The organism is Enterobacter cloacae complex sp. 394F7 (assembly GCF_057320385.1).
In genome coordinates this window covers 124,390-149,114 of record NZ_JBXWCS010000008.1, presented here as the reverse complement: position 1 = coordinate 149,114, position 24,725 = coordinate 124,390, and the positions used below count along the sequence as shown (strand labels likewise).

The following is a 24,725-nucleotide window of genomic DNA, read 5'->3' as shown; positions in this document are numbered from 1 at the left end:
TCATCACCGGAACGGGGTGATGGGTATCTGTGTTTCTGTTGGCCGCGCGTATCCTGCCGTAAGCAGTGCTCGCACACAAACGATTTAACACCGCATTTACATCAAATTCATCCCCGGTTTTATATGTCTTTCCTATAGGTTGCACTCGCTCACATTTATACGGGTTGCACCTTTTAAAAGTGTTAAGTACCGCATAAAAACAGGCTTCATATGCAGAAGCCAGCGCTTTTTTCCAGCTAACCATCCGTTAACAATCCATTCATTTTTCAGCTTGCTAGCCGGGTCACATTTAACACGGTTGCACAAAGTTGCAACATGGTGGATATTTCAGGCTAACCACCGAACACGATCAAAGAACAACAGGAGTTTTGGCATGGGCATGACCACCATGGGGGTTAAGCTGGATGACGCAACCCGCGAACGGATTAAGACCGCAGCAACCCGCATTGACCGCACGCCGCACTGGCTAATCAAGCAGGCAATTTTTAACTATCTCGAACGGCTTGAGAGCGACGAGGGTCTGCCCGAGCTGCCCGCCCTGCTGGCTGGTGCCGCCAATGAGAGCGAAGACGCGCCGGTTGCTGGCGACGAGAATCATCAGCCGTTCCTGGAGTTCGCGGAGCAGATCCTGCCGCAGTCCGTCAGCCGCGCCGCCATTACCGGTGCGTACCGCCGTGCTGAAACGGACGCCGTGCCAATGCTGCTGGAGCAGGCTCGCCTGCCTGAAGCCGTCGCCGCGCAGGCGCACAGCCTGGCGTATCAGCTGGCCGACAAACTGCGTAACCAGAAAACCGCCAGCGGCCGTGCCGGTATGGTGCAGAGCCTGCTGCAGGAGTTTTCCCTCTCCTCCCAGGAAGGCGTGGCGCTGATGTGTCTGGCAGAAGCACTGCTGCGTATCCCTGACAAAGCCACCCGCGATGCGCTGATCCGCGACAAAATCAGCAACGGCAACTGGCAGTCACACATTGGCCGCAGCCCGTCGCTGTTCGTTAACGCCGCCACCTGGGGTCTGCTGTTTACCGGCAAGCTGGTCTCGACCCACAACGAAGCGAACCTCTCCCGCTCCCTGAACCGTATTATCGGCAAGAGCGGCGAGCCGCTGATCCGCAAAGGCGTGGATATGGCGATGCGCCTGATGGGCGAGCAGTTTGTTACCGGTGAAACCATCGCCGAAGCGCTGGCCAACGCCCGCAAGCTGGAAGATAAAGGGTTCCGCTACTCTTACGACATGCTGGGTGAAGCGGCCCTGACCGCTGCCGACGCGCAGGCCTACATGGTCTCTTACCAGCAGGCGATCCACGCCATCGGTAAAGCGTCCAACGGTCGCGGTATTTATGAAGGTCCGGGCATCTCAATCAAGCTCTCCGCCCTGCACCCGCGCTACAGCCGCGCGCAGTACGACCGGGTGATGGAAGAGCTCTACCCGCGCCTGAAATCCCTGACCCTGCTGGCGCGCCAGTATGACATTGGCATCAACATCGACGCCGAAGAGGCAGACCGTCTGGAGATCTCGCTCGATCTGCTGGAAAAACTGTGCTTTGAGCCAGAACTGGCAGGCTGGAACGGAATTGGCTTTGTTATTCAGGCCTACCAGAAACGCTGCCCGTTCGTTATTGATTACCTGATTGATCTGGCCAGCCGCAGCCGTCGTCGCCTGATGATCCGACTGGTAAAAGGCGCTTACTGGGACAGCGAGATCAAACGCGCCCAGATGGAAGGTCTGGAAGGCTACCCGGTTTACACCCGCAAGGTTTACACCGACGTCTCTTACCTCGCCTGTGCGAAAAAACTGCTCGGCGTACCGAACCTGATCTACCCGCAGTTCGCTACCCACAACGCTCATACCCTGGCGGCGATCTACACCCTGGCCGGGCAGAACTACTATCCGGGCCAGTACGAATTCCAGTGCCTGCACGGCATGGGTGAACCGCTGTACGAACAGGTCACCGGTAAAGTGGCAGAGGGCAAGCTGAACCGTCCGTGCCGTATTTATGCTCCGGTGGGTACCCATGAAACCCTGCTGGCGTACCTGGTGCGTCGTCTGCTGGAGAACGGGGCGAACACCTCCTTCGTTAACCGCATTGCCGATACCACTCTGCCGCTGGACGAACTGGTTGCCGATCCGGTGCAGGCGGTTGAGAAAATGGCGGCTCAGGAAGGCCAGATTGGTCTGCCGCATCCGAAGATTGCCCTGCCGCGCGAGCTGTACGGCAAAGGCCGCATCAACTCGGCGGGTCTGGATCTCGCCAACGAACACCGTCTGGCGTCCCTCTCTTCTGCCCTGCTCAACAGCGCGCTGCAGAAATGGCAGGCCAAACCGATGCTGGAACAGCCGGTCGCAGACGGCGAGATGCAGCCGGTGATCAACCCGGCAGAACCAAAAGATATTGTCGGCTACGTGCGTGAAGCCACGGAGGCGGAAGTGGAGCAGGCGCTGGAAAGCGCGGTAAACAACGCGCCAATCTGGTTCGCCACCCCGCCGCAAGAACGTGCCGCCATTCTGGAACGCGCCGCGGTGCTGATGGAAGATCAGATGCAGTCGCTCATCGGTATCCTGGTGCGCGAAGCGGGGAAAACCTTCAGCAACGCCATCGCCGAAGTCCGTGAAGCCGTCGACTTCCTGCACTACTACGCAGGCCAGGTACGCGATGATTTCGATAACGAAACGCACCGCCCGCTTGGTCCTGTGGTCTGTATCAGCCCGTGGAACTTCCCGCTGGCGATCTTCACCGGCCAGATTGCCGCCGCGCTTGCCGCAGGCAACAGCGTGCTGGCCAAACCGGCGGAGCAAACCCCGCTGATTGCCGCTCAGGGGATTAACATCCTGCTGGAAGCGGGCGTACCGGCGGGCGTGGTGCAGCTGCTGCCAGGCCGGGGTGAAACGGTGGGTGCGAAGCTCACCGCGGATAACCGCGTGCGTGGCGTGATGTTTACCGGTTCGACCGAAGTGGCCTCCCTGCTGCAGCGTAACATCGCCACCCGTCTGGATGCCCAGGGCCGCCCAACGCCGCTCATCGCGGAAACCGGCGGCATGAACGCCATGATTGTCGACTCCTCCGCGCTCACCGAGCAGGTAGTGGTAGACGTGCTGGCCTCCGCCTTTGACAGCGCAGGTCAGCGCTGCTCCGCCCTGCGCGTGTTGTGCCTGCAGGACGACGTGGCCGACCACACGCTGAAGATGCTGCGTGGTGCCATGGCCGAGTGCCGCATGGGCAACCCGGGCCGCCTCACCACCGATATCGGGCCGGTGATCGACGCGGAAGCCAAAGCGAATATTGAAAACCACATTCAGGCCATGCGTGCCAAAGGCCGTCCGGTGTTCCAGGCCGTGCGCGAGAACAGCGAAGATGCCCGCGAGTGGCAGACCGGCACCTTTGTGCCGCCTACGCTTATCGAGCTGGCAAGCTTCGACGAGCTGAAAAAAGAGGTCTTCGGCCCGGTCCTGCACGTGGTGCGTTACAACCGTAACAACCTGAATGCATTGATTGAGCAGATCAACGCCTCCGGCTATGGCCTGACGCTCGGCGTGCATACCCGTATCGACGAAACCATCGCCCAGGTCACCGGCAGCGCCAAAGTGGGCAACCTGTACGTCAACCGCAACATGGTTGGCGCGGTCGTGGGCGTGCAGCCGTTCGGCGGCGAGGGGCTCTCCGGCACCGGTCCTAAAGCGGGTGGCCCACTCTATCTGTACCGTCTGCTGGCGAACCGTCCTGAGCGCGCGCTGGGCGTGACGCTGGCACGCCAGGACGCGGACTATCCGGTGGATGTCCAGCTGAAAACCGTGCTGACGCAGCCGCTGGAAGCACTCATCACCTGGGCGGAAAAACGTCCTGAGCTGCGCGCTGTCGCACAGCAGTACGGCGAGCTGGCGCAGGCTGGCACGCAGCGTCTGCTGCCGGGTCCTACCGGCGAACGCAACACCTGGACGCTGATGCCGCGTGAACGCGTGCTGTGCGTGGCGGATAACGAACAGGATGCGCTGGTTCAGCTGGCCGCCGCGATGGCAACGGGCTGTGAAGTGCTGTGGCCGGAAGACGGTCTGCACCGCGATCTGGCGAAGCAACTGCCGAAAGCGGTGTCTGCCCGCATTCACTTTGCGAAGCCTGATGCCCTGCTTGCGCAGCCGTTTGACGCGGTTATCTACCACGGTGATTCCGATCAGCTGCGCGAACTGTGCGAGCAGGTTGCGGCCCGCAGCGGGGCGATTGTTTCGGTGCAGGGCTTCGCCCGCGGTGAAACCAACCTGCTGCTGGAGCGCCTGTACGTGGAGCGTTCGCTCAGCGTCAACACCGCGGCGGCGGGGGGTAACGCCAGCCTGATGACAATCGGCTAACGCTGTGCTAATAAGGCTCCGGAGACGGAGCCTTATTTTATTGGGGAGTGTATGAAACGATTTATTATCGCAGGTGCAGCACTGCTGCTCAGCGCCAGCGCGCTGGCCGACGAGTGCGACAAAGCGACCACCCAGCTTGAACTGAATACCTGTAGCGCGCAGCAATACCAGGCTGCCGATAAAAAGCTCAACCAGACTTATCAGGCCGCCATCAAACGTGCGGCGGCCCCACAGCGTGACCTGCTGAAAAAAGCGCAGCAGGCGTGGATCGCCCTGCGCGATGCAGACTGCAACTTTATCGGTTCCGGTACCGAGGGGGGCAGCGTGCAGCCTATGATCATTAGTCAGTGCCTGACAGAGAAAACCGTGGAACGCGAGGCATTTCTGGCCTCGCTGATGCAGTGTGAAGAGGGCAACTTAAGCTGTCCCCTCACCCCATAGGGGCGAGGGAGAAAAGACAGCACAGAACAGTCCCCTCTCCCCGTGGGAGAGGGTTAGGGAGAGGGAAACTAGCGCACGCGGATCCCTTCAATAATCATCCGCTGCACGTTTTCGAGAGTGCTCTGGAAAAACGCTTCGTCCTGCAGCGTCTTTCCGGTTACCGCTTCAACCTGGGCCGCAAAGTCAGCGTAGTGCTGGGTGGCGGCCCAAATCATAAAGATCAGATGCTGCGGATCGACAGGTGCCAGTTTGCCGCTGGCGACCCACCCGGCGATGATCGCGGATTTATCGTCCACCAGCTGTTTTAAATCCCCCGTCAGCTCTGCCTTCAGCAGCGGCGCGCCCTGCAGCATCTCCAGACAGAACAGCCGGGATGCCTGCGGATAATCACGGGAGACCTCCAGCTTCAGGCGGATGTACTCTTTGATCGCCACCAGCGGGGCGAACTCCTGACGAAAGGCCTTTAGCGGCGCCAGCCAGATATCCAGGATCTGCTGCATTACTGCCACATACAGCGCCTCTTTCGACGGGTAATAGTAGAGCAGATTGGTTTTGGACACCCCGGCCTGCTCCGCCACCTGTTCCAGGCGCGTGCCGTGAATGCCGAACTGTGAAAAGGTCTCCAGCGCCGCACTGAGGATGGCGTGCTTTTTGGCGCTCACCGCCTGCGAACGTTTACCTGCTGTTTTCACTGCGCCTTGTGTCATCCCGCTCTCCTTATTCTGCGTTGCCAACAGCATAGCAAAACCCCCGCCTCGCCACGACATCCTGCACTCCCATCGCGCATGAATGCCTGTTTTGTGTGCAATGTTTTTGACCATTTAGTCCACTTTTGTCACGCTCAATTCACCAACCATTGATTAACACATTAATAACAAAGCCATTTTGAAAACTGGCACTCCCTTTGCAAAACCCTGTTCACCTGCAACGTAGTGAAGAGAGGTTCGTGATGAAAATTGGCGTATTTGTACCCATCGGCAACAACGGCTGGCTTATCTCGACCACTGCCCCGCAATACATGCCGACCTTTGAGCTGAACAAGGCCATCGTGCAAAAAGCGGAGCACTACCATTTCGACTTTGCACTTTCGATGATCAAGCTGCGCGGCTTTGGCGGCAAAACCGAATTCTGGGATCACAATCTGGAGTCCTTCACCCTGATGGCTGGCCTGGCGGCGGTGACGTCACGGATTCAGATTTACGCGACCGCCGCCACGCTCACTCTGCCGCCGGCCATCGTCGCGAGGATGGCCTCTACGATCGACTCCATCTCCGGGGGGCGCTTTGGCGTTAACCTGGTCACCGGCTGGCAAAAGCCGGAGTACGACCAGATGGGGCTCTGGCCGGGAGATGAGTACTTCTCGCGCCGTTATGAGTACCTCACCGAATACGTGCAGGTGCTGCGCGATCTGTGGGGCACCGGTAAGAGCGATTTCAAAGGCGACTACTTCACGATGAACGACTGTCGCGTCAGCCCGCAGCCTTCTGTGCCCATGAAGGTGATCTGCGCCGGACAGAGCGACGCGGGAATGGCATTCTCGGCAAAATACGCCGACTTCAACTTCTGTTTCGGTAAAGGGGTCAACACCCCCACCGCTTTTGCCCCAACCGCCGCACGTATGAAAGAGGCCGCCGAAAAAACCGGGCGCGATGTGGGATCTTACGTGCTGTTTATGGTCATTGCCGACGAAACTGACGAGGCCGCGCGCGCCAGATGGGAGTGTTATAAGGACGGGGCCGACGACGACGCCCTGAGCTGGCTCACCGAGCAGAGCCAGAAAGATACCCGTTCAGGTGCAGACACCAACGTGCGCCAGATGGCCGACCCGACCTCTGCCGTCAATATCAACATGGGCACGCTCGTCGGCTCGTATGCCAGCGTCGCCAGAATGCTTGACGAAGTAGCCGCCGTTCCCGGCGCGGAAGGCGTGCTGCTGACCTTCGACGATTTCCTCACCGGCGTGGAGACCTTCGGCGAGCGCATTCAGCCGCTGATGCAGTGTCGCGCCCACATTCCTGCCATCACCAGGGAGGTGGCGTAATGACAACCCTTAACGCTCGTCCGGAAGCCATCACTTTTTCGCCACAGCAGAGCGCGCTGATTGTGGTGGATATGCAAAACGCCTACGCCAGCCCCGGCGGTTATCTGGATCTGGCAGGGTTTGACGTCTCCGCCACCCGGCCGGTGATTGAGAACATCAAAACCGCCGTTGCCGCCGCACGCGCCGCCGGGATGCTCATCATCTGGTTCCAGAACGGCTGGGACGATCAGTACGTGGAAGCCGGTGGCCCCGGCTCGCCCAATTTTCACAAATCGAACGCCCTGAAAACCATGCGCAAACGGCCCGAACTGCAGGGCAAGCTGCTGGCGAAAGGCGGCTGGGATTATCAGCTGGTGGATGAACTGGTGCCAGAGGCGGGCGATATCGTGCTGCCCAAACCGCGCTACAGCGGCTTTTTCAACACCCCGCTCGACAGCCTGCTGCGCAGCCGCGGCATTCGTCATCTGGTCTTTACCGGCATTGCCACCAACGTCTGCGTGGAGTCGACCCTGCGCGACGGCTTCTTCCTGGAGTATTTCGGTGTGGTGCTGGAAGACGCCACCCATCAGGCGGGGCCGGAATTTGCCCAGAAAGCGGCGCTGTTCAATATCGAAACCTTTTTTGGCTGGGTCAGTAACGTCGCCGATTTTTGTGACGCCCTGAATCCGCCGCTCGCCCGTATCGCCTGAGGAGACATACGATGCCGAAATCCGTGATTATTCCACCGGGCACCAGCACGCCGATTGCGCCGTTTGTCCCCGGTACGCTCGCCGATGGCGTGGTGTACGTCGCCGGCACCCTGCCGTTTGATAAAGACAACAACGTGGTGTTTATCAATGACCCAAAGGCGCAAACGCGCCACGTGCTGGAGACGATCAAGACCGTGATCGAAACCGCAGGTGGCACGATGGAGGATGTGACGTTCAACAGCATCTTTATCACCGACTGGAAAAACTACGCCGCGATTAACGAGATCTACGCGGAGTTCTTCCCCGGCGATAAGCCGGCCCGCTTCTGCATTCAGTGCGGGCTGGTAAAGCCGGACGCGCTGGTTGAAATCGCCACCGTTGCGCACATTGGAAAGTGAGACTGCCATGAAGCTCTCCGTCTCACCGCCCCCGTTTGACGGCGCGCCCGTCGTGGTGCTGATTGCCGGACTCGGCGGGGGCGGCAGCTACTGGTTACCCCAGCTAGCCGCGCTGGAACAGGAGTATCAGGTGGTCTGTTACGACCAGCGTGGCACCGGCAATAACCCTGACACCCTGCCGGAAGAGTACACCCTGGCGCAGATGGCCGGTGAGCTGGCACAGGCGCTGACCGCGGTCGGCATCACCCGCTACTGTGTGGTCGGCCATGCGCTGGGGGCGCTGATCGGCCTGCAGCTGGCGCTCGACACCCCCGATGCGCTCAAAGCGCTGGTGTGCGTCAACGGCTGGCTGACGCTGAATGCCCATACCCGACGCTGCTTTCAAATCCGCGAACGGCTGCTGCATGCCGGTGGCGCGCAGGCGTGGGTAGAAGCGCAGCCGCTATTTCTCTATCCGGCAGACTGGATGGCCGCCCGCGCACCGCGTCTGGAGGCAGAAGAAGCACTGGCGCTGGCACACTTTCAGGGCAAAAACAATCTGCTGCGCAGGCTGAACGCGCTGAAAAAGGCCGATTTTAGCCGCCATGCCGCCCGCATCACCTGCCCGGTACACCTTATCAGTTCCGCCGACGACCTGTTGGTGCCCTCTGTCTGCTCGTCTGAGCTTCAGGCGGCGCTCCCGCACAGCCACAGCGTGGTGATGCGCCAGGGCGGCCATGCCTGCAACGTCACCGAGCCGGAAACGTTTAATACCCTGCTGCTTAACGGGCTTGCCAGCCTGCTGCACAGCCATGAACCCGCTTTATAAGGAGTTTCGATGAGCGAAGCCATTACCTCTGCCGCGCTGGATTCACTGTTCACCGGCGCACGCACCCACAACGGCTGGCTGGACATACCGGTCAGCGACGAGACGCTGCGCGAGATCTACGACCTGATGAAATGGGGGCCTACCTCCGCTAACTGTTCCCCGGCCCGCATTGTGTTTGTGCGCAGCGCAGAGGGTAAAGAGAAGCTGCGCCCCGCACTCTCCAGCGGCAACCTGGAGAAAACCCTCACCGCACCGGTCACCGCGATTGTGGCGTGGGACACGGAATTTTATGAGCGTCTGCCTGAACTGTTCCCGCACGGGGATGCGAAGAGCTGGTTTACCACCAGCCCCGCGCACGCTGAAGAGACCGCCTTTCGCAACAGCTCCATGCAGGCCGCTTATCTCATCTTTGCCTGTCGCGCCCTGGGGCTGGACACCGGCCCGATGTCCGGTTTTGACCGGCAAAAAGTCGACGAAGCCTTTTTCACCGGCACGCTGCTGAAAAGCAATCTGCTGATCAATATCGGCTATGGCGATGTGGGCAAACTCTACGGCCGTCTGCCGCGCCTGGCCTTTGAAGATGCCTGCGGGCTGGCGTAAGGAGCCATCATGACGACACCCGATAAACAAACCTTTCGCGATGCCATGGCCTGTGTGGGCGCGGCGGTCAATATCATCACCACCGACGGCCCTGCTGGCAGAGCGGGCTTCACCGCCAGCGCCGTGTGCAGCGTCACCGACTCGCCCCCGACGCTATTGGTGTGTCTCAACCGCGGCGCGTCCGTCTGGCCGACGTTTAGCGAAAACCGCACCCTGTGCGTCAACACCCTGAGCGCCGGACAGGAGCCACTCTCCAACCTGTTTGGCGGCAAAACGCCGATGGAAGATCGCTTCGCCGCTGCCCGCTGGCAGACGGGCGAGACGGGCTGCCCGCGTCTGGAGGAGGCGCTGGCCTCGTTTGATTGCCGTATCAGCCAGGTGGTCAGCGTCGGCACCCACGACATTCTGTTTTGCGACATCGTGTCCATTATCCGCCACCCCGCCCCGCAGGGGCTGGTGTGGTTTGACCGCGGCTACCACGCGCTTATGCGACCCGCCTGTTAACCCTTCTTAAGGAAGCAGCTCATGGCAATGTTCGGATTTCCCCACTGGCAGTTGAAATCGACCTCTACAGAACCTGGCGTGGTCGCGCCGGATGAACGGCTCCCGCTCGGGCAAACCCTGGTGATGGGCGTCCAGCACGCGGTCGCCATGTTTGGTGCAACGGTGCTGATGCCGATGCTGATGGGCCTTGACCCCAATCTCTCCATTCTGATGTCGGGTATTGGCACCCTGCTGTTCTTTTTTGTCACCGGCGGGCGCGTGCCCAGCTATCTGGGCTCCAGCGCCGCCTTTGTCGGCGTGGTCATCGCCACCACCGGGTTTAACGGTCAGGGGATCAACCCCAACCTGAGCGTCGCCCTCGGCGGCATTATCGCCTGTGGTCTTGTCTATACCCTGATTGGCGTCGTGGTGATGAAGATCGGAACCCGGTGGATCGAGCGAATGATGCCGCCAGTGGTTACCGGTGCGGTGGTGATGGCGATTGGCCTGAACCTGGCGCCAATTGCCGTGAAGAGTGTCTCCGGCTCGCCGTTTGAGAGCTGGATGGCGGTGATCACCGTGCTGTGTATCGGTCTGGTGGCGGTATTCACCCGCGGCATGGTTCAGCGTCTGCTGATTCTGGTCGGGCTGATTGTGGCCTGTCTGATCTACGCCCTGCTGGCCAATGTCTTTGGTTTCGGCAAGCCTGTCGACTTTACCCTGCTCCATCAGGCTGCCTGGTTCGGCCTGCCGCAGATCACGTCGCCAACCTTTAACACGCAGGCGATGATGCTTATCGCCCCTGTCGCGGTGATCCTGGTGGCGGAGAACTTAGGGCACCTGAAGGCCGTGGCGGGCATGACCGGGCGCAGTATGGATCCGTATATGGGGCGCGCGTTTGTCGGGGATGGCCTGGCGACGATGCTCTCCGGTTCGGTGGGCGGCAGCGGTGTCACCACCTACGCCGAGAACATTGGCGTGATGGCGGTAACGAAAGTCTACTCCACGCTGGTGTTCGTGGCGGCGGCGGTCATGGCGATGCTGCTCGGCTTCTCACCAAAATTTGGTGCGCTGATCCACACCATTCCCTCGCCGGTCATCGGCGGCGCATCAATTGTGGTGTTCGGCTTGATTGCCGTGGCGGGAGCGCGCATCTGGGTACAGCATCGCGTCGATCTCAGCCAGAACAGTAACCTGATTATGGTGGCGGTCACGCTGGTGCTTGGTGCAGGTGATTTTGCCCTGACGCTGGGCGGATTTACGGTTGGCGGGATTGGTACGGCGACCTTTGGGGCGATCCTGCTTAATGCCCTGCTGAGCCGCCGGAAAGGGGATGAAGCGCAAGGGGAAGCCATCACCCCCTCCACCTGATATAAAGGCCCCTTACTTGCCGGGTGACGCTGCGCTTACCCGGCAATCGCCTTACGTCGTTTTTTGAGCTTTAGCTCACTCACCAGCACCCCAACAACGATAAACGCCGCGCCGACCAGCGCCAGCAGCGGTAAGCGCTCTCCGGCAATGCGTCCAAAAATCCCCGCCCAGACCGGCTCCCCGGTGTAGATCACCGTCGCCCGCGTCGGCGACACGCTGCGCTGTGCCCAGTTCATGGTCACCTGAATAATGGCGCTGAAAATACCCAGTCCCAGTGCCACCACCACCAGCCCGGCAGACATCGGCGGAACCGACTCCCCTGCCGGAACCATCGTCGCGAACGCCACCAGCGACGCTGTGGCAAGCTGTACCACCGTGACGCGCTTAACGTCGACCTTCCCGGCCCAGGCGCTAATGAGGATAATTTCCGCGGCAATCGCAATGGCTCCCACCAGGGTAATGATCTCGCCCGGCCCCAGTGCCAGCAGGTTATTTTCCGGCCCGGCCAGCAAAATCAGGCCGATAAAAGCCAGCACAATACCAATGCAGGACATCACACCCGGCAGGCGTCCCAGACACAGCCATTGCAATAACGGCACCAGCGGCACATACATGGCGGTGATAAAGGCCGATTTACTGCTGGAGATTGACTGTAACCCCCACGTCTGCAGGCTATAGCCCATGGCGATCGCCACGCCAATCGCCACCCCGGCCTTGAGCTCCTGCAGGGTCAGCCCGCGCAGGGTTTTCAACGAGATCAACCCCACGGCAATCGCTGCTGTCGCAAAACGCAGGCCGACAAAGAAGAACGGATCGCTCAGGGTGACCGCATACTGGACGGCGAGAAAGGTTCCGCCCCAGAACATGGTGATCAGAATGAGGATCGCTTCCTGAGGTTTGACGGAGAAGGTAAAACGAGAAACAGACATGAGGCACCAGAACGTAGAATGAAGGGACTAGTGTGCGATGCCTTTGATTGCAGTTCAATGTTACAGAAATAAAAAAACCGCCGGGAGAACCCGGCGGCAGAGGTCTTTCAACCCGGCGACTTACTTATTGCCGCCATGGCTGTTTTTACCCCCTTTTTTGCCAGCCTCAGATGCGCGCTGAGGGTCATTTTTAAAATTACCCCCGCTATGCTGGCCACCTTTACGGCCTGCTTCTGATGCTCTTTCACGATCTTCGGCGAAATTACCTGAACCACCACGATGGTTTGCCATCTCTAACCTCCAGTATGTGAAACATTAGACATCATATTGCATTCAGTAAAAGAGGATTCTTTCACCTCGCGGCTAAAGGACAGCGCCTTTATCTGTGCCGCGTGAAACTAAGCTTAGTGGACTGAGGGTATCCGGCAAGCTGTAGTTAATATTCTGCAACAAGATCTCAGTCTTTTGGGTGAGAAAACGCGGCGGTCATTCATAAGCCTTTCTTATCATTTCAAAAATCGTCGGCGGTAAAAATGTTTCATTTTGCTACAAGCCGCGATGGTCAGCATATTGTTATAAATCAAAGAAATGCCGTTCATTTTTGCAGTCTGGCTGTGATGTCATATCTTTAAATGAACGCAGCGATTCGCTGTCAGAAAAAACAAACGAGGAGTGATGCAAAATGGCTAAAGTTCTGGTGCTCTATTATTCCATGTATGGACACATTGAAACCATGGCTCACGCGGTAGCAGAAGGTGCAAACAAAGTGGACGGCGTGGAGGTTGTGGTAAAACGCGTACCGGAAACCATGCAGGCAGAAGCGTTCGCCAAAGCCGGAGGAAAAACCCAGAATGCGCCGGTCGCCACGCCTCAGGAGCTGGCGGATTACGACGCCATTATCTTCGGCACCCCCACCCGTTTTGGCAATATGTCGGGCCAGATGCGCACCTTCCTCGATCAGACGGGCGGGCTGTGGGCCTCTGGCGCGCTGTACGGCAAACTCGCCAGTGTGTTCAGCTCCACCGGGACCGGCGGAGGCCAGGAACAGACGATTACCTCAACCTGGACTACCCTTGCTCATCATGGGATGGTGATTGTACCGATTGGCTATGGCGCGCAGGAACTGTTTGATGTCTCTCAGGTACGTGGCGGCACACCTTACGGTGCAACCACCATTGCCGGTGGCGATGGATCCCGACAGCCGAGCAACGAAGAGCTCGCTATCGCCCGCTATCAGGGTGAATATGTCGCGGGTCTGGCCAAAAAACTGAACGGCTAACTCAACAGGAGGACAAGCATGCCAACTCAAGAATCCAAAGCTCACCACGTGGGCGAATGGGCAAGTTTACGCAATACCTCTCCGGAGATCGCCGAAGCCATTTTTGAAGTCGCGAAATACGATGAAAAACTGGCAGAGCAGATTTGGGAAGAAGGCAATGATGAAGTGCTGGTACGCGCCTTCGAAAAAACGGACAAAGACTCGCTCTTCTGGGGTGAGCAAACCATCGAACGTAAAAACGTCTGAGCGTTTCCCCCCGCCTGCGCGGGGGGACTATCTTATTTCGCCGCGTCGTTCATCACCGTATTAAATTTATCGATCGGGCAAAAACCGTTCGCATCCACCGGACACCCCTTCAGTTCCAGCGTCACGCGCTGCGCCGGAGACTGCAGCGACAGCACGCTGGCGTTACGCAGCTGCTCTGAGCTCTGATACACATACTCAATTTTCATCAGCTCGCGGTTGGCGTTTTTGTCGTGCCAGCGCTGGAAGACAATTTTGCCGCCGATTGGGGTGCGCTCCTGCTGGTCATGCAGCTGGTACGGCTTGAAGTCCAGCGCCGTCAGCAGAGAGGCAATGTTGGAGTCATGCCCCACCAGCAGGGTGATTTTCGGCGCTTTTGCCTGATCGGTCACCAGGGCGTTATCGATATACTTCACCAGCGGTTTGGCGACGTTTTGCGCCACCTCGGTTGAGGTAAACAGCGAGTCCTGATATCCGTTTTTCAGCTTCGACAATACGCGCCACTGCTGGTCGGTTTTAATCTCTCCCCAGGCCACCTGGTCGGCCGGGAAGCCTTCGTAATACTGCAGCGTGAACGCATCCACCAGCGAGTTGCCCACTTTCAGCGGCCCGGAAACGCCCGGTTCTTTTTCGTAGTCGGCGCTGAAGGTATCTTTCGCGTCTGCCAGTGAACAGACTTTTTTCTCTTTGCATGACGGTGAATCGGCGTAGTTCGTCATCTGCTCCAGCAGCTTATAGCTTTCGCCAAGCTGCATTTTCTGCCGCTCGGACTCCATCGCCTTAAGCGCTTTTTCGCGGAATTCCGGCGAGTTATCGGTAATTACCGGATTAAAGGTTGGGTCCATGGTGCCCATTTTGTCCTGATGGTGCACAGGCACGTCGCAGCCCGGGAAAGCCCCGGTAATGAAGAACTGCGCGGTGGCTACGGTGCGCTGCAGGCTGTTGGCGTAAGCATAAACGCTCTCCGCCGGTGGACATTCTCCCGTCTTCACCATCCCCTGCTGGGCCAGCCACTCGCGCATGTAGTGCCCCATGTAAACCTCCAGCACGCCACCTTTGGTGGTGAGCTGACCGCCCGGCACTTCCCATTCAGGCCATTGCTTTGGCGTGGACTGCTCCAGCACGCTGCCGTTATTGGCGAGCGGTGCGCGCAGGTTGTGACGGCTCATAATTAAAACTTGCTCCAGCTGATACCCTTCCGGCGTCTCTTGCGCCTGCACCCCGGAGGCTGCTGAAAAGAGACCGGCCACGGCCACCGCAAGTAGTGCTTTTCTCATCCCTAATTCCTCACTCGTTTTAAAATGTCGCGTTCAGTGTGACAGATCCGTGACAATTTTCCGGGAAGCATTTCTCAAACTGATGAATAACACGCTTACCCGGTGAGCAGATTAGTTTTATAATAAAACTACATACGCCCGGAGATTTGCCTGTGAAACGCACCCGTCTTGAAGAGAGTACCTGCCCTGTCGCCCGTTCGCTGGATATCATCGGCGACTGGTGGTCGCTGCTGATTGTTCGCGACGCATTGCGCGGGATTAATCGCTTCGGCGAGTTCCAGAAAAGCCTCGGTATCGCGAAAAACATGCTGACCGCGCGGCTAAAACTGCTGGTCGATGAAGGCATCCTCCGGCTCCAGCCCGCCTCCGACGGCAGCGCCTGGCAGGAATACGTTCTCACCGACAAGGGACGCGCACTCCAGACAGTGCTGGTTGCCCTGTCCCAGTGGGGCAATGAATTTTTGTTCGCAGAAAACGAATGCGGCACCGTTCTCGTTGATAGCGAACAGCGCAAACCGCTGCGTAAACTGCTGCTTATCGCCGATGATGGCCGCGAACTTACGCCTGAAGAGATCGTGGCCAAACTCCCCTCCTGATCGTTCCCGACGGCAAAAGCACAAAATGACCACCAATACAGTTGCATTATAAAACCAAATAGCAGACAGTGAATTCAGTTTCATATTGAAACCAAATAACCCACTTTGCTTTGAGGTAACACACGATGACTACGCAAATCACTACCGCCCTGATTACGGGTGCCTCTTCCGGGATTGGTGCCGTCTATGCCGATCGCCTTGCCGCGCGCGGCGCTAACCTGGTCCTGGTCGCCCGCCGCGAGGATCGGCTGCAAACCCTCGCCGCCGACCTGCGCGCGCGCTATGGCGTGACCGTCGATATTCTGGTGGCCGATCTCACCGATGAAACCGGGATCCGCGCGGTAGAAGACGAACTGCGTAGCAATACCGCCATTGATGCGCTGGTTAACAACGCCGGCACCGCGCAGATGGCGCCGTTCCTCGCGGGCGATGTGGCCCAGCATCAGGCCATTAACACCCTCAATACCACGGCGCTGATGCGCCTGACCTATGCGATCCTGCCGCGCCTGGCGCAGAATAACCACGGTACGCTTATCAATATCGCCTCGGTGTTGTCCCTGCACGTGCGTGCAGGCAGCGCGCTGTACAGCGCCACCAAAGCCTGGGTGCTCAGCTTTACCCGTGGGTTACAGGAGGAGTTTGCCGACAGCAACCTGCGTATTCAGGCCGTGTTACCCGCCGCGACGGCAACAGAAATCTGGCAGCATTCCGGTGTGACGGTGAACGATCTGCCGGAAGGCTCGGTGATGACCACTGACGATATGGTGGATGCTTCGCTGGCGGGTCTGGATCAGGGCGAGCTGATTACCATTCCGCCAATGCATGATGCCAGCCTGTGGGATCGCTACGAAACGGCACGTCTGGAACTGTTTAACAGCGCCCGCACCGGCATCCCGGCGCCGCGCTATGTAAAACAGTAGGCTAACGCTCAAGCTGGTCGCCGTACTCACTCATCCAGGCGGCCAGCGGCGAGAGCGCCCCTTGCAGGGTCAACCCCAGCCCCGTGATCTGGTACTCCACGCGCGGTGGGATCTCCGGGTAAACCGTGCGCGACACCAGCCCGCGCTGTTCGAACAGCCTGAGCTGCTTCGTGAGTTCTTTTTGCGTGATGGGGGCGGTAGCGCGCAGCAGATCGCCAAAGCGTACCGGCGCATTGAGGATAATCAGGCGATAAAGAACAGGGATCGCCCACTTCCCGGAAATCAGGTTCACAAACTGCGTCATCGGGCAGACATAAACCTCAGAATTTTTTTCACAACGTATATCGAGCAATTCCGCCATAGCACACCTCTTGCCGCATTAGTATCCAATTGGTACCTGGTTTCCTTTCGATACTAACGTTTCTATAGTGCTTTCTCCAGAGACATTTCAGGAGAAGAACATGGGTCGTTTAGCAGGTAAATATACGCTGATTACCGGCGGAACCAGCGGCATTGGCCTTGCCACTGCGCAGGTGTTTCTCGCCGAAGGGGCGCATGTCGCCGTCACCGGTCGTAACCCGGAAACGCTCGCCGAAGCAGAGCGCATTCTGGGCGATAAGGCCTGGGTGATCCCGACCGATGCGGGAGATATTGCTTCGCAAAAAGCGCTGGCGGAGACGCTTGCCGCCCGCTGGCCACGCCTGGACGCGGTGTTTCTCAACGCCGGCGACGTGACGCACGCACCGCTGGAAGCGTGGCAGGAAGAGGCCTGGGATCGTCTGATGGGCATCAACCTGAAGGGACCGTTCTTTTTAATTCAGGCGCTGCTGCCGCTGCTGAATAATCCGTCCTCGGTGATCCTGTGCGGCTCCGTAAGCGCGCGCATCGGCCTGCCCACCAGCAGCGTGTATGCCGCGAGCAAGGCCGCCCTGCTGTCGCTGGCACGCACACTGTCGGCAGAGCTGTTGCCGCGCGGCATTCGCGTTAACGGTCTGAGCCCCGGCCCGGTAGAAACCCCGGCCTTTACGAAAACGGGCTTAAGCGAAGAAACGCTTAACGCGATGATGGCGGAGATCATCAAGCTTGTGCCGCTGGGTAGAATGGGCTCGACGACGGAGCTGGCAAAAGCCGCGCTCTATCTGGCCTCCGACGAATCCAGCTACACGGTAGGAACGGAACTGCTGGTGGACGGCGGAATGGGAAGCTTGTAACTCAAAAGGCGCTGATGCCGGTGACAATGCCGACATACAGCGCCGCCCAGACGGCGGCAGAAAACAGGCTGACCGCGTAAACCTTCACCCGGTTGAGCCTGAGCATGCCCGCCGCCAGCGGCACGATATAGCGCAGTACCGCCAGAAAACGGGCGGTGAAGAGCACCAGCACGCCGTTTTTCTGTAGCTGATGCTGCACCCGCAAAAATGTATCGGCATGTTTTGTGGTAATGCGCGTCACCAGCCGCGTATGCCCCATCAACTGACCGATATGATAGTTCAGCAGCGAACCGAGCGTGGCCCCCATTACCACCGCCAGCCACGTCAACGCCGGATGCAGGCTCGCCTGGCTGACGGTGATCCCGGTCAGCAACATCACCGAGGCGGGCGGCAGCACGGAGGAGATCAGCACCGTGGATTTACTCAAAGCCAGCACGAAGAGCAGCGCAAAGAGATGCGTCGGATAATGCGCAAAATGATTGAGCAGATTGTCAAACCACGCCACCTTGCTCTCCTCGTGAATATTTACCCTGCCATTAAAGTCGAACAAGTTTAAATAAAGGCTCAACGCGTCATGAATAATGAATACATAAACATTCCCTAAACATTTTTTAAATTCCAGAGCGGGAAAATAAAATAAGCGTATTATCCCGCTGGTTTACAACGATCTCGTTATGGCGAGGCTCCTGTACAAATACACGTTATCGCTCTGGCAGGTTCGAGAGAACCCGCACAGGGTAAAACAGGCACTGTCGAATCAAGGCTTTGTCAGTATAACTTCCCTTACGGGATACGGTGTACAGTGCTGAACCCAGGACGTGGGGATCTCCTCTTCGACATGCCCTGTCTTGCTCGCCCCTGAGAGATTTTTTATTCAAAGGGAATTCACTATGTCTTACGCTATTCACAACCAGAACCCGGTATTCAATGACAGCGCCATCGCGCAATATATGAATACCGATTTTATTGTCCTCGATATTTCATTATGCGTGGCGCTGGCGCGCGAGCAGTTTTTCGAAAAATTAAAAGACGATGATATTCCGTCGCATATTTTCATTGAAGATCAGGGTCGCCTGGCAGGCATGATTGCGGTACGCAAATTGCTGCAAACCACCGATACCGTGCAGCCGGTAAAATCGCTGATGCTGTCGCAATTTCTGCAGGTCAAACCGGAAGATGAGCGGGCCGATGTCGCCGGACTGCTGGCTCACAGCGGTGCGGATGTGGTGCCCGTGGTCACCCACGGCAAGCTGGTTGGCTGCCTCACCGAGCGCGAAATGGCTCACCTGCTGGAAGACGATGTCACCGAAGATGCCCAGCGCCAGGGGGCCACGCTGCCGCTGGAAAAGCCCTATCTGGAGACCAGCGCCTTCAGCCTGTGGAAAAAACGCTCCGTCTGGCTGCTGCTGCTGTTTGTCGCGGAAGCCTACACCAGCTCGGTGATCCAGCACTTTGAAGAGGCGCTGGAGTCCGCCATTGCGCTGGCATTTTTTATCCCGCTGCTGATTGGCACCGGCGGGAACAGCGGAACGCAGATCACCTCCACGCTGGTGCGCGCCATGGCGCTGGGTGAAGTGCATCTGCGCGATGTCGGTCGCGTACTTTGCAAAGAGATGACCACCTCACTGATGATTGCCGTCACGCTCGGTATTGCCGGGTGCATCCGCGCATGGATGATGGGGATTGGGCTGGAAATTACCCTTATCGTCAGCCTGACGCTGGTGTGCATTACGCTGTGGAGCGCCATAGTCTCGTCCGTTATTCCCATGGTACTCAAGCGCTGCGGCATTGACCCGGCCGTCGTCTCCGCGCCGTTTATCGCGACGCTTATCGACGGTACCGGGCTGATTATCTACTTCAAAATCGCCCAGTATACGCTGGGGCTGGAGTAATCTTACGAGCACCTCTTTCCTGTGATTGAGGTGCTCACTCCGCTACACATCACCCAGTTGATGCGCAATCTCGCGCAGCTGCTGGGCCAGCGCCTGGAGGTTTTTTCCCTTCTCCCCTTTCGGCCCGGTGGACTGTCGCACCACCAGACGGGCAGGTAAAATCGAGGACATGCGCAGGGCACTCTCTTCGCCGCTGTCCAGAATGCGGCGCACCGCCTCTTTGCCCTGCAGATCTAAATCCAGTGAGACCGTCGTCAGCGCCGGGTAGAAGAACGAGCTTTCGTAGGTATCATCGTAGCCAATCACCGACTTCTCGCCAGGAATGGAAATCTGCTGCTGGTGGAAGGCGCTCAGTACGCCCAGCGCCATCTGGTCGTTGGCCACCAGTACGGCGGAAAACTGCGGCGTTTCGCGCAACATCTGCAGCGCACCGGCATACCCGCTCTGCGCATCCCAGTTGCCGCGGATCACCGAAGCGGGCTCCAGCCCGTAACCCTTCAGGGTTTCGATCCAGCTTTTTAGCCTCAACTGTGCCGACACAGAGGACTCCGGCCCCGCCAGCAGGGCGATGTCGCGATGGCCCAGCTCGTAAAGGTATTTAACGCTGGCGCGGGTCCCATCCGCCGGGTTAAACGAAACGTTAAACACAGAACTGTACGGGTCGACATCCAGGAAAAGACAGACGATATCGTCGTTGTCGGTGGCGATTTTCTGCGCCTCTTCGGCCTCCAGAGGCACGTTAATGATCACCTTGCTCACCAGCTGGGACTTCAGTTCGTTGATAGAGTCCTGAATACTTTGGTTGACGTTCTCATCTATCATCGAGATCAGTACCTGGTATCCCTCCACGTTCGCATAGCGTTTTACCGCTGCCGCCACCTGAGAAGGCGCGTGCAAAGCCAGTGAAATGGTCACCAGCCCGACGGTCTGGCTCTGCTTGCCTACCAGTTGCTGGGCCAGGCGATTCGGCACATACCGCAATAACTCTATGGATTTCTCAACCTTGTGGCGCGTGGCCTCGGATACATTGGCAGATTTATTCAGTACCCTGGACACGGTCTGATAGGAGACGCCTGCATGGCGTGCGACGTCCTCTAACGTTGCGCTTTTCGACTTCATGGTCCGGTTCCTTATGTTGTTATGCGATGATTGTAACAGGGGCGCTGTAAAAAAACGCTCACTGCCCTCACCTCGCAGACATAACACCATCAAAAAGTATTACGTTCACAATGCCATAATTTGTGGCACAGCTCATCACTCGTAACAAAATTGTCTATTTTATTTGCAGTTAATCACACATTTAGGATCGTTCAATTGCCAGCCAGAAGGTTTAGGCATTTTATGACAGCGGATTTGTGAACGTATTACAAAACAATAAGAGGGTAACAATGAACACGACGATCCGCTCTGTATCCGTTGCGCTGGCTGCCGCGTTAGCGTCTCCATCGCTGTTTGCTGCGTCTTCAGTACCGATTGATTTTCATGGCTATCTTCGCTCCGGCGTGGGCGTCTCACGGGATGGTGGGATGGAGGAGTGGCAGAAGAATAAAATAGGCCGTCTGGGTAACGAAGCCGATACCTACGGCGAGCTGGAACTGGGCTCTGAGGTCTACAAAAAGAACGACGTGAGCTTTTATCTCGACAGCATGGTGAGCATGGTGTCTGACGGCTCTAACGATAACGAAACCACCTTTGGCGACGACGCTCAGTTTGGCCTGCGTCAGCTTAACCTGCAGATCAAGGGGTTGATCCCGGGCGATCCGAATGCGGTTATCTGGGGTGGGAAGCGCTATTACCAGCGTCATGATCTGCACATCATTGACACCAAATACTGGAACATCTCGGGATCCGGTGCAGGTATTGAAAACTATACGCTCGGCCCTGGCGCGGTCTCTGTGGCCTGGATCCGCGGCGATGCCAACGACGTGGACTACCGCGTTGACGGTGATAACGACGTGAACATTAATTATATCGATCTCCGCTATGCGGGCTGGAAACCGTGGGCAGGCGCGTGGACGGAAGTGGGTATTGACTATGCCATGCCAAACCCGACCAACAAACAGAAAGAGTATGGCGGGCTGTACGAGGCCGACAACGGCGTGATGGTAACCGGAGAGATCAGCCAGGACATGCTGGGCGGCTATAACAAGCTGGTGCTGCAGTATGCCAACAAAGGTCTGGCGCAGAACATGGTTTCCCAGGGGGGCGGCTGGTACGACATGTGGAACTATGTGAACGATGCCAGCGGCTACCGCGTGATTAATACCGGCTTAATTCCCATTACCGATAAGCTCTCCTTTAACCACGTCCTGACCTGGGGCTCGGCGGATGACACCACGCAGTATACCGATAAATCGCGCCTGATTTCGTTGGTGGGCCGCGCGCAGTATCAGTTCACCGAATATGTGCGTCTGATTGGTGAAGTGGGCGGGTTCTACCAGAAAGATACCTATACCGACGGTTCAAACTACAAGCAGAGCGGTGAGAAGTACACGATCGCCTTAGGTCTGGCGGACGGACCTGATTTTATGTCACGTCCCGAGCTACGCGTGTTTGCCTCTTATCTGAATGATTCCGAACATGGGAAATCCTTCGAAGACGGCACCGCCAGTAATACCTGGAACTTCGGCGTGCAGGTTGAAGCCTGGTGGTAATATTTATTTCTAAAATGCGTTAATCGTTATTGTATCTCCAACAACTGGCAGTTTATTCGCCTGTTTCGGGATAGCCATTATTTTGGCTATCCCTTTTTTTATTTATTGATTAAAATGTTCATCTAATAACTGACGTAAGGCATCAGACTGCCTGCCAAATATGGCATGCACCTGCTGGCCAATAATAATTACCCCCAGCGCCCCTTCATTCTGTAACGCCTCAGAGTCAACTTTATTTAAATCTTTTACCGTCACGCGCAGGCGGGTAATACAGGCTTCGACGTGTTCGATATTATCGTCGCCGCCAAACGCGGGAATTAAACGCTGGGTAATTTGACTGTCCATAATACGCCTCATTATATGCAGATAAAAAAATGCCTGCTCGTGGAGCAGGCGTTCTGTGCCTTTTTGCCCGGACGGTGCGGTCTGATGCCCTCACCCCAGCCCTCTCCCACAGGGAGAGGGAGAAAATCAACTACGCTTTACGCCTGAGCACACGACAGTCCCAGGGCAGCAGAGCGGTATCGCCCGCAGCAGCGGCGTCTGTCATGCAGTCGGTATACCCCTGTGGCAGCGTGATGTACTGCTGCTGTGCCGTGTAGTTCTGCACAAACACCCAGGTGGTTTCGCCATCCGTGCGTGCCGTGGCAACCACGCCCGGCGGGAGCTCACCCTCGATGGCGCGCGGTAGTGCCAGCTCGTTGATAATTCCGGCGAAGAAATCGCGCTGGAACGGCAGATCGTTACGTGAAGCGACATGCCACGCCTTGCCTTTACCGACGCGGTTGACCGTTACCGCAGGGCGACCTGCGTAGAAATCATCGCGGTAGGTCGCCAGCACCTGTGCGGACTCAGCGTGGATCAGCTCGCATAAATGTCGCACCTGATACGGCCCCTGCAAACCCGCCGCGTTGCCTGCCAGCCCCTGAATCAGGTTGCGCTCCCCCTCGCCCAGACACTCGATCTCTTCCGCCCAGATGCCCAGAAGCTTGCGCAGCGGGCCAGGGAAACCGCCCAGATGACAGAGATCGGTCTCATCCACCACGCCGGTCCAGTAGGTCGTCACCAGATGCCCGCCATTAGCCACAAAGGCTTCTGCCCGCTCGGCAAACCCTTCGCGTACCATATAAAGCATGGGGGCAACCACCAGCGCGTAGTCGCTCAGATCGCCGTCAGCGTCAATGACATCCACCGCAATGCCTTTTTCCCAGAACGGACGATAGTGCTCGTTGACGGTTTTTTCGTACTCCATTCCCATATTGCGCGGACCTTCGGCATCATCCAGCGCCCAGCGGTTTTGCTGGTCGAAGACAATCGCCACCCGGGCCTCGGTACGGCAACCTGCGACCTCCGGCAGGCGTGCCAGCATCTCGCCCAGGCGCGTCACTTCACGCCCGACGCGGGTATCCAGATGACCCACGTGGTCGATAACCGCGCCGTGGAATTTCTCCACCGACCCGCGGCTTTTACGCCACTGGAAGTACTGCACCGAATCCGCTCCGTGCGCCACCGCCTGCATTGACGAGAGAATATGCATCCCCGGCTTTTTCAGCTTGCTGGTTGGCTGCCAGTTGGTGGTGCTCGGCGTCGACTCCATCAGCACGAAGGGCTTACCGCCCTTCAGGCTACGCATCATGTCGTGATACATGGCGGTGTAGCAGGCGAGCGCCGTTTCGTCTTTCTCCTTGTGCCACATCGGATAGCTGTCCCAGGAGATAAAGTCGATCGCCTTCGCAAGCTGCCAGTAGTCGTAGTCGTAGAAATACTCCATAAAGTTGGTGGTTACCGGCAGTTCCGCATTCGCTACTTTTAGCGGGGCCACTTCATGGCGGCAGAAATCAGTCACCTGTGCGGTATTGAAGCGACGCCAGTCGAGGTTGAGGCCGTGAATCGACACTTCTCCCTGCGGCGCGGGGGACTCTATCTGCGACCAGTCGGTGTAGGTGTGGCTCCAGAAGGTGCTCCACCACGCGTGGTTCAGCGCGTCCAGGGTTTTATAGCGCGCCTTCAGCCAGTCGCGAAAACGTGCCTGACACAGGTGACAGTGACATTCGCCGCCGTATTCATTAGAGATATGCCAGCCCAGTACCGCCGGATGGTGTGAATAACGCTCCGCCAGCAGGCGGTTAATGGTGAATGTCTTCTCACGGTACACTGGCGATGACATGCAGTGGTTATGCCGGCCTCCGTGCAGCGCGGGCACGCGGTTGCGCCCGACGCGCAGCACCTCAGGGTATTTTTGCGACATCCACGCCGGACGCGCGCCGCTTGGCGTAGCAAGGAAAATATGAATACCTGCCGCATACAGTTTTTCAATAATATTATCCAGCCACGCAAAATCATATTCCCCTTCACGCGGCTCCAGCTTTGCCCAGCTAAATATGCCCACCGACATCACATTACATTTTGCCTGCTGCATCATGGCAATATCTTTTTCAATAATACCGGGATAATTCTCCCATTGCTCCGGGTTATAGTCGGCGCCATGCAATAACGCCGCGACCTTTGGGCTTAAAGGCGCAAATTTATTCATATTAAAAACGTCCTGAATGAAGAT

General features: G+C 57.7%; 25 protein-coding genes and 1 riboswitch. Of the genes, 16 read left to right on the top strand and 9 right to left on the bottom strand.

The features are described 5' to 3' along the window. Window positions 1-373: 373 nt before the first annotated feature. Window positions 374-4,336 carry a trifunctional transcriptional regulator/proline dehydrogenase/L-glutamate gamma-semialdehyde dehydrogenase gene (gene putA, locus AC2FAK_RS13580; protein WP_038419081.1) on the top strand — a complete coding sequence of 1,321 codons (3,963 nt, stop codon included), beginning with the start codon at window positions 374-376 and terminating at the stop codon, window positions 4,334-4,336. Window positions 4,337-4,387: 51 nt separating this feature from the next. Further along, entirely contained in the window at window positions 4,388-4,777 is a 390-nt protein-coding gene (locus AC2FAK_RS13575) for a lysozyme inhibitor LprI family protein (RefSeq protein WP_095455633.1), read from the top strand. Between the two features lie 68 nt (window positions 4,778-4,845). Here the strand turns inward: AC2FAK_RS13575 and rutR are convergent, their stop codons facing one another. Then, a complete protein-coding gene (rutR, locus tag AC2FAK_RS13570) occupies window positions 4,846-5,484 on the bottom strand; it encodes an HTH-type transcriptional regulator RutR (RefSeq protein ID WP_013097192.1) in 639 nt (212 codons plus the stop codon). Between the two features lie 242 nt (window positions 5,485-5,726). Between rutR and rutA the strand changes: the two genes are divergently transcribed. Genes rutA through rutG form a run of 7 tightly spaced genes read left to right on the top strand, consistent with a single transcriptional unit; the run spans window position 5,727 to window position 11,167 of the window. Then, window positions 5,727-6,818 carry a pyrimidine utilization protein A gene (rutA, locus tag AC2FAK_RS13565; RefSeq protein ID WP_095455524.1) on the top strand — a complete coding sequence of 364 codons (1,092 nt, stop codon included), beginning with the start codon at window positions 5,727-5,729 and terminating at the stop codon, window positions 6,816-6,818. After that, window positions 6,818-7,507, top strand: a complete 690-nt coding sequence (rutB, locus tag AC2FAK_RS13560) for a pyrimidine utilization protein B (RefSeq protein WP_047024042.1) — start codon at window positions 6,818-6,820, stop codon at window positions 7,505-7,507. The genes rutA and rutB overlap by 1 nt, the downstream gene beginning before the upstream one ends. A gap of 11 nt (window positions 7,508-7,518) precedes the next feature. Next, the gene (gene rutC / locus AC2FAK_RS13555) at window positions 7,519-7,905 is read left to right on the top strand and encodes a pyrimidine utilization protein C (protein ID WP_095455523.1); all 387 of its coding nucleotides are present in this window, start codon (window positions 7,519-7,521) and stop codon (window positions 7,903-7,905) included. Between the two features lie 7 nt (window positions 7,906-7,912). Further along, on the top strand, window positions 7,913-8,713 hold the full coding sequence (rutD, locus tag AC2FAK_RS13550) for a pyrimidine utilization protein D (RefSeq protein ID WP_095453177.1): 801 nt from the start codon (window positions 7,913-7,915) through the stop codon (window positions 8,711-8,713). A 9-nt stretch (window positions 8,714-8,722) separates the two neighbouring features. Continuing rightward, window positions 8,723-9,313 (top strand): malonic semialdehyde reductase, encoded by a 591-nt coding sequence (locus tag AC2FAK_RS13545; RefSeq protein WP_013097197.1) that lies wholly within the window; start codon window positions 8,723-8,725, stop codon window positions 9,311-9,313. Between the two features lie 9 nt (window positions 9,314-9,322). Further along, window positions 9,323-9,817 (top strand): NADH-dependent FMN reductase RutF, encoded by a 495-nt coding sequence (gene rutF / locus AC2FAK_RS13540; protein ID WP_013097198.1) that lies wholly within the window; start codon window positions 9,323-9,325, stop codon window positions 9,815-9,817. 21 nt (window positions 9,818-9,838) lie between these two features. Continuing rightward, on the top strand, window positions 9,839-11,167 hold the full coding sequence (gene rutG, locus AC2FAK_RS13535; RefSeq protein ID WP_013097199.1) for a pyrimidine utilization transport protein G: 1,329 nt from the start codon (window positions 9,839-9,841) through the stop codon (window positions 11,165-11,167). Between the two features lie 35 nt (window positions 11,168-11,202). On the opposite strand, the gene AC2FAK_RS13530 is transcribed toward rutG, so the two are convergent. After that, the gene (locus AC2FAK_RS13530) at window positions 11,203-12,096 is read right to left on the bottom strand and encodes a DMT family transporter (RefSeq protein WP_029882766.1); all 894 of its coding nucleotides are present in this window, start codon (window positions 12,094-12,096) and stop codon (window positions 11,203-11,205) included. A 120-nt stretch (window positions 12,097-12,216) separates the two neighbouring features. After that, on the bottom strand, window positions 12,217-12,387 hold the full coding sequence (locus AC2FAK_RS13525) for a con-10 family general stress protein (RefSeq protein WP_013097201.1): 171 nt from the start codon (window positions 12,385-12,387) through the stop codon (window positions 12,217-12,219). Window positions 12,388-12,778: 391 nt separating this feature from the next. On the opposite strand from AC2FAK_RS13525, the gene wrbA reads away from it, so the two are divergent. After that, on the top strand, window positions 12,779-13,375 hold the full coding sequence (gene wrbA, locus AC2FAK_RS13520) for an NAD(P)H:quinone oxidoreductase (RefSeq protein WP_013097202.1): 597 nt from the start codon (window positions 12,779-12,781) through the stop codon (window positions 13,373-13,375). 18 nt (window positions 13,376-13,393) lie between these two features. Further along, a complete protein-coding gene (locus AC2FAK_RS13515) occupies window positions 13,394-13,621 on the top strand; it encodes a YccJ family protein (protein WP_008499832.1) in 228 nt (75 codons plus the stop codon). Window positions 13,622-13,653: 32 nt separating this feature from the next. On the opposite strand, the gene agp is transcribed toward AC2FAK_RS13515, so the two are convergent. Further along, complete coding sequence (agp, locus tag AC2FAK_RS13510; RefSeq protein WP_014831381.1) at window positions 13,654-14,895, bottom strand: bifunctional glucose-1-phosphatase/inositol phosphatase; 1,242 nt, start codon at window positions 14,893-14,895, stop codon at window positions 13,654-13,656. A gap of 152 nt (window positions 14,896-15,047) precedes the next feature. Between agp and AC2FAK_RS13505 the strand changes: the two genes are divergently transcribed. Beyond that, entirely contained in the window at window positions 15,048-15,491 is a 444-nt protein-coding gene (locus AC2FAK_RS13505; RefSeq protein ID WP_095455522.1) for a winged helix-turn-helix transcriptional regulator, read from the top strand. Between the two features lie 125 nt (window positions 15,492-15,616). Beyond that, the gene (locus AC2FAK_RS13500; RefSeq protein WP_013097205.1) at window positions 15,617-16,411 is read left to right on the top strand and encodes an SDR family NAD(P)-dependent oxidoreductase; all 795 of its coding nucleotides are present in this window, start codon (window positions 15,617-15,619) and stop codon (window positions 16,409-16,411) included. Between the two features lies 1 nt (window position 16,412). Here the strand turns inward: AC2FAK_RS13500 and AC2FAK_RS13495 are convergent, their stop codons facing one another. Further along, window positions 16,413-16,772: a winged helix-turn-helix transcriptional regulator gene (locus tag AC2FAK_RS13495; RefSeq protein WP_013097206.1), complete on the bottom strand. Its 360-nt coding sequence runs from the start codon at window positions 16,770-16,772 to the stop codon at window positions 16,413-16,415. Between the two features lie 100 nt (window positions 16,773-16,872). Between AC2FAK_RS13495 and AC2FAK_RS13490 the strand changes: the two genes are divergently transcribed. Beyond that, complete coding sequence (locus tag AC2FAK_RS13490; protein ID WP_013097207.1) at window positions 16,873-17,622, top strand: SDR family oxidoreductase; 750 nt, start codon at window positions 16,873-16,875, stop codon at window positions 17,620-17,622. A gap of 1 nt (window position 17,623) precedes the next feature. On the opposite strand, the gene AC2FAK_RS13485 is transcribed toward AC2FAK_RS13490, so the two are convergent. After that, window positions 17,624-18,127, bottom strand: coding sequence for a DedA family protein (locus tag AC2FAK_RS13485; protein ID WP_038419072.1), 504 nt, complete (start codon window positions 18,125-18,127; stop codon window positions 17,624-17,626). Window positions 18,128-18,283: 156 nt separating this feature from the next. Continuing rightward, window positions 18,284-18,453: riboswitch (M-box (ykoK) riboswitch) on the top strand. A gap of 59 nt (window positions 18,454-18,512) precedes the next feature. On the opposite strand from AC2FAK_RS13485, the gene AC2FAK_RS13480 reads away from it, so the two are divergent. After that, entirely contained in the window at window positions 18,513-19,514 is a 1,002-nt protein-coding gene (locus tag AC2FAK_RS13480) for a magnesium transporter (protein ID WP_040021574.1), read from the top strand. A gap of 42 nt (window positions 19,515-19,556) precedes the next feature. Here the strand turns inward: AC2FAK_RS13480 and AC2FAK_RS13475 are convergent, their stop codons facing one another. After that, a complete protein-coding gene (locus AC2FAK_RS13475; RefSeq protein ID WP_038419069.1) occupies window positions 19,557-20,633 on the bottom strand; it encodes a LacI family DNA-binding transcriptional regulator in 1,077 nt (358 codons plus the stop codon). A 269-nt stretch (window positions 20,634-20,902) separates the two neighbouring features. Between AC2FAK_RS13475 and AC2FAK_RS13470 the strand changes: the two genes are divergently transcribed. Next, on the top strand, window positions 20,903-22,168 hold the full coding sequence (locus AC2FAK_RS13470) for a maltoporin (protein ID WP_013097211.1): 1,266 nt from the start codon (window positions 20,903-20,905) through the stop codon (window positions 22,166-22,168). Between the two features lie 102 nt (window positions 22,169-22,270). On the opposite strand, the gene AC2FAK_RS13465 is transcribed toward AC2FAK_RS13470, so the two are convergent. Both AC2FAK_RS13465 and AC2FAK_RS13460 read right to left on the bottom strand, forming a co-directional pair. After that, window positions 22,271-22,513 carry a PTS sugar transporter subunit IIB gene (locus AC2FAK_RS13465; RefSeq protein WP_013097212.1) on the bottom strand — a complete coding sequence of 81 codons (243 nt, stop codon included), beginning with the start codon at window positions 22,511-22,513 and terminating at the stop codon, window positions 22,271-22,273. Window positions 22,514-22,643: 130 nt separating this feature from the next. After that, entirely contained in the window at window positions 22,644-24,701 is a 2,058-nt protein-coding gene (locus AC2FAK_RS13460) for a beta-galactosidase (protein WP_023620985.1), read from the bottom strand. Window positions 24,702-24,725 lie beyond the last annotated feature (24 nt).